The sequence below is a fragment of the Cetobacterium sp. ZOR0034 genome (genome assembly GCF_000799075.1).
In the GTDB taxonomy this organism is placed as follows: Bacteria; Fusobacteriota; Fusobacteriia; order Fusobacteriales; family Fusobacteriaceae; genus Cetobacterium_A.
In genome coordinates this window covers 1-8679 of record NZ_JTLI01000047.1, presented here as the reverse complement: position 1 = coordinate 8679, position 8679 = coordinate 1, and the positions used below count along the sequence as shown (strand labels likewise).

11 protein-coding genes are annotated in these 8679 nt (G+C 28.4%); 8 read left to right on the top strand and 3 right to left on the bottom strand.

The genetic code is table 11. The features are described from left to right. Positions 1–570 precede the first annotated feature (570 nt). Both L992_RS13540 and L992_RS13345 read left to right on the top strand, forming a co-directional pair. Complete coding sequence (locus L992_RS13540; protein WP_152523305.1) at positions 571–873, top strand: hypothetical protein; 303 nt, start codon at positions 571–573, stop codon at positions 871–873. A 47-nt stretch (positions 874–920) separates the two neighbouring features. Then, positions 921–1088 (top strand): helix-turn-helix transcriptional regulator, encoded by a 168-nt coding sequence (locus L992_RS13345; RefSeq protein ID WP_077066048.1) that lies wholly within the window; start codon positions 921–923, stop codon positions 1086–1088. 468 nt (positions 1089–1556) lie between these two features. Here the strand turns inward: L992_RS13345 and L992_RS13340 are convergent, their stop codons facing one another. The 3 genes from L992_RS13340 to L992_RS09250 form a co-directional block, all read right to left on the bottom strand. Beyond that, positions 1557–1712: a YvrJ family protein gene (locus tag L992_RS13340; protein WP_021430935.1), complete on the bottom strand. Its 156-nt coding sequence runs from the start codon at positions 1710–1712 to the stop codon at positions 1557–1559. A 76-nt stretch (positions 1713–1788) separates the two neighbouring features. Continuing rightward, a complete protein-coding gene (locus L992_RS09255; RefSeq protein WP_047395785.1) occupies positions 1789–2022 on the bottom strand; it encodes a DUF2922 domain-containing protein in 234 nt (77 codons plus the stop codon). 25 nt (positions 2023–2047) lie between these two features. Further along, positions 2048–2296, bottom strand: a complete 249-nt coding sequence (locus L992_RS09250) for a DUF1659 domain-containing protein (RefSeq protein WP_025163048.1) — start codon at positions 2294–2296, stop codon at positions 2048–2050. A 1380-nt stretch (positions 2297–3676) separates the two neighbouring features. Here L992_RS09250 and L992_RS13535 point away from each other — a divergent pair. The 6 genes from L992_RS13535 to L992_RS13155 all read left to right on the top strand — a co-directional run bounded on the left by L992_RS13535 (position 3677) and on the right by L992_RS13155 (position 8199). Further along, entirely contained in the window at positions 3677–3802 is a 126-nt protein-coding gene (locus tag L992_RS13535; protein WP_156110672.1) for an N-acetylmuramoyl-L-alanine amidase, read from the top strand. Between the two features lie 660 nt (positions 3803–4462). Next, complete coding sequence (gene ltrA / locus L992_RS09245) at positions 4463–6322, top strand: group II intron reverse transcriptase/maturase (RefSeq protein WP_231549776.1); 1860 nt, start codon at positions 4463–4465, stop codon at positions 6320–6322. Positions 6323–6393: 71 nt separating this feature from the next. Then, a complete protein-coding gene (locus tag L992_RS09240; RefSeq protein WP_047395783.1) occupies positions 6394–6999 on the top strand; it encodes an N-acetylmuramoyl-L-alanine amidase in 606 nt (201 codons plus the stop codon). Positions 7000–7102: 103 nt separating this feature from the next. Beyond that, positions 7103–7591 (top strand): hypothetical protein, encoded by a 489-nt coding sequence (locus L992_RS09235; protein WP_052193958.1) that lies wholly within the window; start codon positions 7103–7105, stop codon positions 7589–7591. Further along, entirely contained in the window at positions 7578–7763 is a 186-nt protein-coding gene (locus L992_RS13665; protein ID WP_052193957.1) for a hypothetical protein, read from the top strand. The genes L992_RS09235 and L992_RS13665 overlap by 14 nt, the downstream gene beginning before the upstream one ends. Continuing rightward, entirely contained in the window at positions 7741–8199 is a 459-nt protein-coding gene (locus tag L992_RS13155; RefSeq protein ID WP_052193956.1) for a conjugal transfer protein TraD, read from the top strand. Before L992_RS13665 ends, L992_RS13155 begins: the two co-directional genes overlap by 23 nt. Positions 8200–8679 lie beyond the last annotated feature (480 nt).

Genomic DNA, 8679 nt, shown 5'->3' with positions numbered 1-8679 from the left:
AGACATAAAATCACTTCCTTCAAGTTTTAGTTTACATGATTTGTTATTTTATGTCTACAAACTTATTCTAGCACCATTTTTAATTTTATTCAATGCTTTTACTTTTACATTTATCAAAATTTAATCGAAACTTTATTAGGGGTAGAGTCCTATTTTCGCGGAAATCTTACGTTAAGGAATAATTTATATACTATGTTTTAATGAGGTATGCCCTATTGGAACATTAACTAAAATAAGTAAAATCAATACTTCGAGGTGTCCCAATAGACTTATATCACAATTATTTTAAAATTAAATAAGTCTATGCGTTTTGGTGGTTTATTAATAAAACACTCAAATTGCTACAACCATTGAAATTACTAGCTTAATTTTGTTTAACGTACGGATTGCACATTTTCCTGACGCTACCCCTATTAAAGAAGTTAAAAGTTATATATATGTAGCTTTAAAGGAGGATTTATTATGATTAAAAGACAGTACACTATAAAATAACAATTAGCACTTGAAATATTATCAGCAGTATTTTTTTTATTAATCTCAATATTTGATGTTTTCTTTAAATTAAAGTATATGGATCTCGCGTATGGGATTTGCATAGCTGTAGTAGTAGTTATTTTTATCTTTAACTCGACATTTAAAGGAATAAATGACGAAGCATCAAACCAGATTCTATCAAAGGCAAATGAAAAAAGCCTAAATTTTCTATTCCTATCGATCTTTGTAGTAGGAATGATAGCAACTACATCTGAAGTTTCAGGAGTTTTTAAATCTGTGGGAATTTTAGGAGTGGTTATAATGTTTATACTATTATGCTTTACTATATTCAGATTTGCCTTATTTACACATTACGACAGAAAGGGGATTTTTGATTAATTGTCTATCTTGAAAACTAATATAAAAGAATATAGAGAAAAAACTCTATCAAACAAAATGAACTAGTAAAATTAGTAGGTTTTAGACGCGAAACCATAGTTCATCTAGAGAATGGAAGATATAACCCGTCCCTTAAACTAGCTATGGATATAGCTAAAATATTTAACACAACAGTTGAAACTTTATTTGAATTTATTGACCAAAACGATAGCTAGATATTTACATGTACCCTTTCTAGTATTTATCTCCTTATTCAAGAGAGAAAGGTCTGTTATCTCTCTTATCAGACGACTAGAGCTGTGTGAGGCCACATGGTTGAGGGGTACATACGAGTCAAAGACGCTCGAATTACAGTATGCCGGGCTCTTCCGCCCCACGATATTTTAATTCATTCTCCTATTCACTAACATTGTTAAGTAGAAACTTATTCTTAAATTAATATTTATTAATTTAAGAATTTGCAACAAGATCATTAAATATACTGTTTTTAAAGCAAGATACTGCCAGCATTGACCCATATTTTATATTTATTTGCTTATTACTATTGTTATATTTGGAAACGAATACATTAAAACGATTTTAGATATTTTCTTACGAAAAAAATATACTATTCCTAAAAAACACATTTAAAGGTATCTAGAAAAAAAGTGTATCTTTTGAAAAAAATTCAATTGATACACTTACTATTTCTTATTATTCAATTCATATATATTTGAACTAAGTGAATTTATGCTAGTACTCAAATTTTCAAGCTTACCTTCTATTCTAATTAACAAGTACATTGTAACGATAGCAGGGAACCCTAAATTTGACACTAGAGTCATTAAATCTAGTTCCATCGAGTTATTCCTCCAATTAAACTTTAAAATTGATTAGAACGCCCCTCAAAAGTTCAAAGAGACGTTCCATGTGTTACTATATAACTAAGTCATATCCAGTAGTTGCAGTTTGAACTACTTTTGCTTCTATTGCTGCTTCAAGTTCTTCTCCAAATCTAGGCGCAAATACATTTTTAGCAACTATTTGGTCCATAGCTTCTTTTATTTCTGCTTCAGTTATATCTTCTTTAGGATCTGATACAAATAAGCTTACTTTTCTTCCAAGAGTTGTAGAGAAAACCATTAATAATCTAGTTTCTATATTTCTCATTTCTTAATCCCCTTTCTTATTTAAATTAATTTGCTGGTGTTAATTCTGTATTGTCTATTTTTACTACAGATAGTACGTCATGTTTTTGTAGACCGTTTAATATCTCAGCTACGTTGTAAACATCAACTACTTTTGCATCGTTTTTAACGTTTGAAAAACTTCTAGTTTTAACTATTGTTCTTCCGTTGTTACCTAAACCACAATCATATTTGATTCTTAAAGCTGACATTTGAGCAACTTCTGAAGCGTTTGGAGCTAATTTCATATCTGGCATTTTCATTCCTCCTTTGAAAAATTAATTTAACTTAAGTGTAGTAAAAAGGCTCGATTAAGTCCTAAAAGATAGTTGGGAATTATATAGGAGTGAGATTATTGATGAAAAAAGTTTTTATAAATAAATGCTACGCATGAGCTTATACAATTAAAAAAGAACTATATGCTGTTAAACCTGCGGTTAATCAGCCCCAGTATGTTCCAAGATTACACTACATAAAAACTAAGGCATACGAAGTGAAGCTACATATTAACTCATATAAAATAGGATTTTTTTATTAGGATATGAGCTAATATGTAGCTTTATTTTTGTGCTTACTATTTATTTCGTTTAATCTTGGCCATACTTCTCCCTCCGCGCTCTCTGCTCCCCCGCCACCTTTCCCTTTGCGTTTAGTTATGTTAGGTCCGATAAATAAAAAAGACAGGTTATAGCTCAAAAAGCTATAACCTGTCTTTTTAAAATTAACCTATATAAATAGATCTAATGATAGTAATATAAATGAAATAATACCACCTTTAATAGCCATATCTATAGTTATAAAAGATTCTCTCTTTTTTCTAGATTTAACTTTTACTTTTTCCAATAATATCACTCCTTACATATTTGGAGTATTGTCTATTAGTTAATAACTTAAACTTGTATATGTTGTTACTGATGCTATACATGATTTTAACACTTTGGGAGTTTGGCTATCGCCACTGGGCTTTTCATTTCAATCTTTTGAGATAAGTCGTTCAAAAGGATTTCCATTGCAATCCCTAACTCAAAACCATCTTTTAATCAAAAGTTTCATGGAATTTGATGCTAAGAGCTTTGAATTAAAGTTTTATTGGGTTTTAAGTGATTAGCCTACGGCTGTGCCCCTCTGACAAAATCTAAAAAGCACTCATATGTTCGTTTACAACAAGCTCAACGTACATCATATTGTATATCATGTAGTTTTCGCATCTTGACACTCGCTATATTCGTACATTTTTTAGATTGCCATTCACTGCCCCTTCGCCCAATGCCCTGTTCGTATGTTTTTGTAGGTTATTTATTTTCATTGATATTTTATTGGACCTTCACATTTAGGACTATATATTTATTTTGAAATTAAAATTTATTACTTTTATAGACACTTTTAGATTATTGGAATTGGGTTACGGTTCTAAAGTATTTAGGTTTAATGAAGCGAAGGATAAAACCGTTGCTCCGCTATCCTACGCTAGGTAAATTAGGCTTCTAAAAATAGTATTTATTTTAAACTTTTTATTTCAACTATATTTCTTTAAAATTGAGATATTGCAGTAGTTTGGTTTATTCAATTAATATCAAACCCTATAATTAAATTATCAAGAAAATATTAACAATTTGGGGATTAATAGGGGGGATTTTATGAAAAAATTAGTTGTTGATTTAGGTCATGGAGCAAGTGATCCAGGAGCAATTGGACAAGCTGGAACTTGTGAAGCAAATATTGTTTTAGGTGCGACACGTTGCAATATGAAAAGTATTGCCTAGTTTAATCACGTTAAACTAAGAACTAATAATCCGAGAAGTAAAATGATAGAGTAACGCCTTGAAGTGCTTCCCATAATACTCCGAATGGCGTATTTATAGGTAAATATAAATAGGTCATAAGCTCGGTGAAGACGGCTGAGAGTACACCCTAACTTAATACTAGATTAAAAGGAAATGTGAACCTAACAAGGTCAAGTGTATGATAGGTCGGTGGTCTATAAAATATCTATGGTAAGAATGTATGTAATAAAACATACTGACGAAGTTCTGAATGTACGGGTCTAAACTACAGATATATAGAAATGTATATAACATAAAAATGTTGTTAATGAGGTAAAGTAAATCTCTAAAATATGAAATACCTTATAGCGTTAAAGGCGCTATCTAGTTAACAGGCTCAGAGGAACTACCTAAGGATATATGAATAGATAAGATTATTGGAACGTGGAAAGCTAGAAATGCGGAGGTTTTACCACCGATGAAGCATTGATATGGTAACATATCTTAATTCTAGTGAGAGTAGGGACACAGTACCTATGAAGCCATGATAATAAATGGTGGAGGGATAGTCCCAAGTCAATATATGATAAAACAAAAATTTCAAAAATGTATATTAGGTTCTTGTAAGACTAAAAGAGATGAAAATTTGCTAGTTAAGGAATGATTAATCGACTAATGACAACGAAAATGCTAAAGAAGAGAAAACTTAGAAATAATGAGTACTATAGTGCTCAATGGATATTTGATGACCTTTATAATAAATCTAAAACAAAGAATAATTATAGATTTTATAAATTAATGGATTTAATTACAAGTAAACAAAATATTGAACTTGCCTACAGAAATATAAAAAAGAATACAGGAAGTAAAACAAGTGGTTATAATGGAAAAACTATAGATGATTTAATACTAAAAACTAATGGTGATATAATCGGATATGTTAACCGAAGGTTAGAAAATTACCACCCGCACAAAGTTCGTAGAGTTGAGGTACCAAAGGATAATGGTAAAATGAGACCGCTAGGAATACCTACAATAGAGGATAGACTTATTCAACAATGTATACTTCAAATTCTAGAACCAATATGCGAAGCAAAATTCTATAATCATAGCTATGGATTTAGACCAAATAGAAGCACACATCATGCAATGGCAAGGTGCTATTACCTAATGCAGAAAAGTAAATTTCAATATGTAGTTGATATTGATATAAAAGGTTTCTTTGATAATGTAAATCATGGTAAGCTTCTAAAGCAAATTTGGGCATTAGGCATTCGGGATAAACACCTGATAAGTATTATAGGAAAAATATTAAAATCACCTATAGAAGGCATTGGCATCCCAAATAAAGGAACACCACAAGGTGGTATACTGTCTCCTCTACTATCAAATATAGTTCTTAATGAGCTGGATTGGTGGATAGCCAATCAATGGGAATATTTCAAGCCTGTACACAATTATGAAAGAAATCGTCAAGATCGAGCATCTAAAGATAAAAGTAATAAATACAGAGCATTGAAAAAAACTAATCTTAAGGAAATGTATATAGTAAGGTATGCAGATGACTTCAAAATATTTTGTAGAAGTTATAATAGTGGAAATAAAATATTTCAAGCTATAAAAATGTGGCTTAAAGAAAGACTTCACTTGGAAATAAGTAATGAAAAATCAAAAATTGTAAATCTAAAAACTAATTATTCTGAGTATCTAGGATTTAAAATAAAAGTTCATGAAAAAGAAAATAAAGTAGTTGTAAAATCACATATAAGCAATAAAGCATCTTTGAAAATTCAAGAAAAGATAAAGAAACAAATACTTGAAATTCAAAAATATCCTACAATAAAAAATATAAATAAATATAATTCTATTATATTAGGAGTTCATAATTACTACAAAGTAGCAACAAATGTAAGTATAGATTTTAGAAACATCTCCTATATAGTAAATAAGAGCCTATACAATCGAACTAAAAATATAAAAGGAAAATCTGGAATAAAATCTGAGTGTTATATGAAATTTTACGGCAAATACAAGGCTAAAACAACGTATATTCAAAGAATAGCATTGTTCCCAATTGCAGGAATATCAAATAAACCACCTATGAATTTTTCTCAAAACATATGTAATTATACCCACAGTGGTAGAGAAAAAATTCATAAAAATCAGCAAAGTGTCCCATCATATATTTTAAAATATATAATGGAAAATCCAATCCACTCTAAAAGCATTGAATATAATGATAATAGAATCTCATTATATGTAGGTCAAAATGGTATTTGCCCTGTAAGCAGAGAACTTTTAGAGATCGGTAATATGGAATGTCATCATAAAAAACCTTATGTTAATGGTGGTACTGATAGTTATAACAATTTAATATTCCTGAAAACTGAAGTGCATAAACTTATACATGCAAAGTCAGAAGATACATTAAATAAATACTTAAATTTGCTAAATTTAGATTGTAATGCTCTTAATAAACTAAATAAACTTCGTATTTTAGTTGGAAATTTTGAGATTTAGATAATAAATATATATTGATGGAGCGCCGTATGAGGTGAAAGTCTCACGTACGGTGTGGAGCAGGGGAAAAGATGAAGATTATATCAAAGTCTTACCTATTGCTATCTATAGGAAAGGAACTTAATGAATTACTGAAAGGTTGTAACCTTGATATCAAGTTTACAAGGCTATCTAATACTTATCTTTCATTATCTGAAAGGACCAAGATAGCAAATAATTTTAAAGCAGATTATTTTTTATCAATTCATATTAATTCAGCTAGTGATAAAACTGTAAGAGGTGTTGAAGTCTGGCAATATTCAAATAATAATGAGAAGCTTAATAAATTTTCTAATGGCTTATGTAGTGATGTATCAAAGATTCTTAACATTAGAAATAGAGGTTTGAAGCTAAGTAAGGAGCTCTCAGTTTTAAGAAATACAACAATGCCTGCTGCATTAATTGAAGTAGATTTCATTTCAAATGCTCAGGCGGAAAAAGATTTAAAAGTTAATGCTAATATTAAGACGATAGCTATAGCTATTAAAAATAATTTAATGAAATTATTTGAGTTAGAAGTATCTACAAATGATACTTTGTATAAGGTTTGTATTGGGGCTTATCGTGATAAAAATAATGCTTTAAATCAAGTTAAATTGGCTAAGGATAAAGGTTTTAAGGATACATATATAATTTAAAATATAGTGTTCACAAAAACATCTGTTATCGTGGACACTTATAAAATGTAGGTTATGCTATAATTAAATTAACAGTTGTTATCTATAAAAAGGGGGAGTAATCTTGATTAAAATAGGTTGTTTAGCTAGATTTTTTAACAGATATGAGGATGAAGTTGAATTTGCTGAGAAGAATAATTTTGATTTAATGCAATTATGGTATGACAATAGGGGACTATCTTTACATAAAGATGAGGGTGATTTTATAAGTACCATAAAACATTATAAGTTTCCAACAATAGTGCATGCAGTTTTAGATGTAAATGAGTTTGAAGAGCATATACCAAAACTATTAGATATACTAAATGAATTAGAGCATAAAGAGATTATAATTCATCCAATATGTCAAAGTGAGGTTATAGATGAAAATACTTTGGATAAATTAGATAAAATGATTAAATTTACATTAGATATATATAGACCAAATGGTATAACTGTCTTTTTAGAAAATAATAGTAAATTAGACCCAATATTTACAGATACATATGAGATAGAAAAGATATTTAGACAAAATGAAGAGCTAGAATTTATCTTGGATTATGTGGAAAGCTAAAACTTTATTAAAAGAACCATACAAAGAAAAAGAAAAAAATTACAAAAAAAATCATACAGAATACAAAAATTATGTGCGTGGTATGGAAGATGTAGACATCAATAAAGAAAAAGATGATACACCTAACGCATGGAGGAAGATTACCAAAAATGAAAACAGTTATGAAAGATAAAACAGAATTAGAAATTTTGGAAGAAAAAAAAGAAAAGTTAGATTTAAAAATAAAGCAGCATAAAAGAACTCAAAGTAATAGAAAACTTAGAGCAAGACATTTAATTGAAGTTGGAGCTTTACTTGAAGTTGCAGAAATAGATCAAGAAAATAAAAATACGTTACTTGGCTATTTTATTAATTACAAAAAAATCTCAAATGAGGAAAAAGAAATTTTAAAAATTCAAGGAAAAGAATTACTTGAAAAGAGAAAACTTGAAAGAGTTTCTAAAAAAGAAAAACTAAAAAGAAGTTTAACCAATATAGAAATTCAAGAATTATTAAAGTTATCACAAACAAATAATATATTTGAAGTTATAACCAAAGAATTTAAAAAAAAATTATTAGAACATTTAACATTTGAAGAATATCAAATTTTAATTAAAAGATTTAATTGAATTTCTATTTAAAGCCGTTTAAAATCAATTTTAACGGCTTTTTTATTTTTATGATAAAAATATTCGTTAAAATCTATGGAACAGGCTTAAATTTGATTTTACGAAGTTTTAACACCATTATTAAGTGTGTTTTAATTCTAAATATATTTATTACTGTAACTCTTTCAATTTTCCTTTTTTTCAAAAAGAACAATTTCAATCGTTATTATTAAAAAATTAATTATAAAAATATTTTTAATTTTTATAAATTGATTGGATTTTTAATTTAAAAAAAATAAGAAAAAAATCTTTTTAAAAAAAATACATCTTATTAATAAGACTTATTATTCTTTTATCTTATTAATAATATCTTATTAAGACCCTCCAAATCCCTTAATTAGTGGGAACTTTCAAAAGGTAGTTTGCTACAAAAAAACGGTTTTTCGATTTCAGTTTACTACAAAAAAACGGTTTTTCAATTTCAGTTTACTACAAAAAAAC

Coding starts and splice junctions, on each gene's coding strand:
- L992_RS09255 (WP_047395785.1), bottom strand. CDS start 2,022: ATGAGAAATATAGAAACTAGATTATTAATGGTTTTCTCTACAACTCTT.
- L992_RS13665 (WP_052193957.1), top strand. CDS start 7,578: ATGTGGAAAGCTAAAACTTTATTAAAAGAACCATACAAAGAAAAAGAA.
- L992_RS13155 (WP_052193956.1), top strand. CDS start 7,741: ATGAAAACAGTTATGAAAGATAAAACAGAATTAGAAATTTTGGAAGAA.
- L992_RS09240 (WP_047395783.1), top strand. CDS start 6,394: ATGAAGATTATATCAAAGTCTTACCTATTGCTATCTATAGGAAAGGAA.
- ltrA (WP_231549776.1), top strand. CDS start 4,463: ATGATTAATCGACTAATGACAACGAAAATGCTAAAGAAGAGAAAACTT.
- L992_RS09250 (WP_025163048.1), bottom strand. CDS start 2,296: ATGCCAGATATGAAATTAGCTCCAAACGCTTCAGAAGTTGCTCAAATG.
- L992_RS13535 (WP_156110672.1), top strand. CDS start 3,677: ATGAAAAAATTAGTTGTTGATTTAGGTCATGGAGCAAGTGATCCAGGA.
- L992_RS13340 (WP_021430935.1), bottom strand. CDS start 1,712: ATGGAACTAGATTTAATGACTCTAGTGTCAAATTTAGGGTTCCCTGCT.
- L992_RS13540 (WP_152523305.1), top strand. CDS start 571: ATGGATCTCGCGTATGGGATTTGCATAGCTGTAGTAGTAGTTATTTTT.